At 71.6% G+C, this 1,889-nt stretch carries 3 protein-coding genes; all 3 read right to left on the bottom strand.

Going from position 1 to position 1,889, the window contains the following annotated elements; genetic code table 11:
- Positions 1–690, bottom strand: a 690-nt coding sequence (locus ACFU99_RS42285; protein WP_384403748.1) for an MBL fold metallo-hydrolase, incomplete at its 3' end; no start/stop codon positions are given.
- A 15-nt stretch (positions 691–705) separates the two neighbouring features.
- Entirely contained in the window at positions 706–1,065 is a 360-nt protein-coding gene (locus ACFU99_RS42280; protein ID WP_384403745.1) for a histidine triad nucleotide-binding protein, read from the bottom strand.
- A 105-nt stretch (positions 1,066–1,170) separates the two neighbouring features.
- Positions 1,171–1,446 (bottom strand): hypothetical protein, encoded by a 276-nt coding sequence (locus ACFU99_RS42275; protein WP_384403743.1) that lies wholly within the window; start codon positions 1,444–1,446, stop codon positions 1,171–1,173.
- Between the last annotated feature and the right edge of the window lie 443 nt (positions 1,447–1,889).

Genomic DNA, 1,889 nt, shown 5'->3' with positions numbered 1-1,889 from the left:
GTCGAGGAACGTCGACTCGATCACGAGCATGTCGCACCCCTCGGCGAGCTCGTACACGCCCTCGCACAGCCGGGTGTCCATCACGAAGGCGAACCGCTGCCCACGCCGCACCTCGCTGACCTCGTCGAGCGAGACGCCGCCCAGACTCCCCTCCCGGTGCAGCCGGCCCACGTCCGGCCCGGCGATGCCGTGCGCCGCGAGCCGCTCCGGCAGCATCCGCCGCCCGTCGGGCTCGACGAGCGCGTAACCGTACGACTCGACGGGGTGCGAGAGCTTCCGCGCCGACAGCTCGTACGACGGGGTCACGGCGAGCGTGCCGCCGCTGCCCGACACCGGCTCCTCCACCAGCCGCACGGTCTCGCGGTACGCGGTCGCGTACCGCAGCCGCTCGAAGAAGTGCCGGCCGCTGCGCGGGTAGTTCGCCACGACGGGGTGCGGCACGCGGTCCAGGTTGATGCGCTGGATGACCCCGGCGAGCCCGAGGGAGTGGTCGCCGTGGAAGTGCGTGACGCACAGCCGGTTGAGGTCGTGCGCCGCGACGCCGGCGCGCAGCATCTGCCGCTGCGTGCCCTCGCCCGGGTCGAAGAGGATGCCCTCGCCGTCCCAGCGCAGCAGATAGCCGTTGTGATTGCGGTGCCGGGTCGGCACCTGGCTGGCGGTGCCGAGGACGACCAGTTCGCGTACGGACACGGGACCCGCTCCCGACTACCCGGGGGGCCAGTTGAGGCCGCGCCCGCCGAGCACGTGGGCGTGCGTGTGGAAGACGGTCTGCCCCGCGCCGGCACCGGTGTTGAAGATGATCCGGTACCCGGTCCCGTCGACCTTCTCCTCCCGCGCGATCTCCCCGGCCTCGCGCAGCACGTCGGCGGCGATGGCCGGCTCGGCGGCGGCGAGCGAGGCGGCGTCGGGGTAGTGCGCCTTGGGAATCACCAGGACATGCGTGGGCGCCTGCGGGTTGATGTCCCGGAACGCCACGGTGGTCTCGCCCTCCCGCACGACGGTCGCCGGCACCTCCCCTGCCACGATCTTGCAGAACAGGCAGTCGGCCTGCGCTTCTCCCGCCACCGGTGGGCTCCTCCCGAGTCGTGTGGACGCGCGCGGGTTCGCGCGTACGAACGGGATGCTACCGGCCGGGACCGACAGCCCGATGATCGGTGAGGGGGGAGGGTGTCACTTCCCGGGAAGGGTGGTGGAACAGCTGTCGGAGGGCCAGGGCTGCGGGGTCCAGCTGGAGGAACTGGGCCGACCGGCCTCGGGCGGGGCGGAGGAAGCCTCCCCGGCACAGGAGCCGAGCACGGTGGAGGTGAAGACGGTCTTGCCGCCGACTTTGGCGGTGAGGCTGCCGCGGACGCAGGAGTCACCGCTGATGCCGGTGACGCGCCCGTAGACGATGATCTTCTTCCCGTCCTTGGTCCGCCCCTGGCAGTCGACGCCGACGGCGGTCACGGGCGGCGGCGACCCTTTGCCTTTCTTCCCGGTGCCTTCGACCTCCCCGGAACAGGCGAGCCACTGCACGGTGACGTGGTTGCGCTCAAGCGCGCGGGTGGCGAGCTGATCGGTAGTAACGGAAACGCTGATGGTACTGAGCCCACCCGCGGTCGGCTCACACCCAACCAACGCCCCCACCCCCACCCCGACAACCCCCACCACCCCGATCCCCCACAACACCCTCCGACCCCGTAACCACCTGAATGCCCCCATAGAGGACAGACTCCCACCGCCGCGGATGCGGCGCTAGGGAGTCATCGGCCACTCCCGAAGGGCGTCGCCGCTACTGCTCATCAATGTGCGGCGTCGGGAGGGTTACCCCTGCGGGTCCACAGCGCGAGCGGCGACGGGGGTGGGGCTGGGGTTGGGGCGGGTTCGGTGTCTGCCGCCGGGGTGTGGGC

Source organism: Streptomyces sp. NPDC057654 (genome assembly GCF_042800135.1).
Lineage (GTDB): Bacteria > Actinomycetota > Actinomycetes > Streptomycetales > Streptomycetaceae > Streptomyces.
The sequence above is the reverse complement of the archived record's forward strand: the minus strand, read 5'-3'. Positions and strand labels throughout refer to the sequence as shown.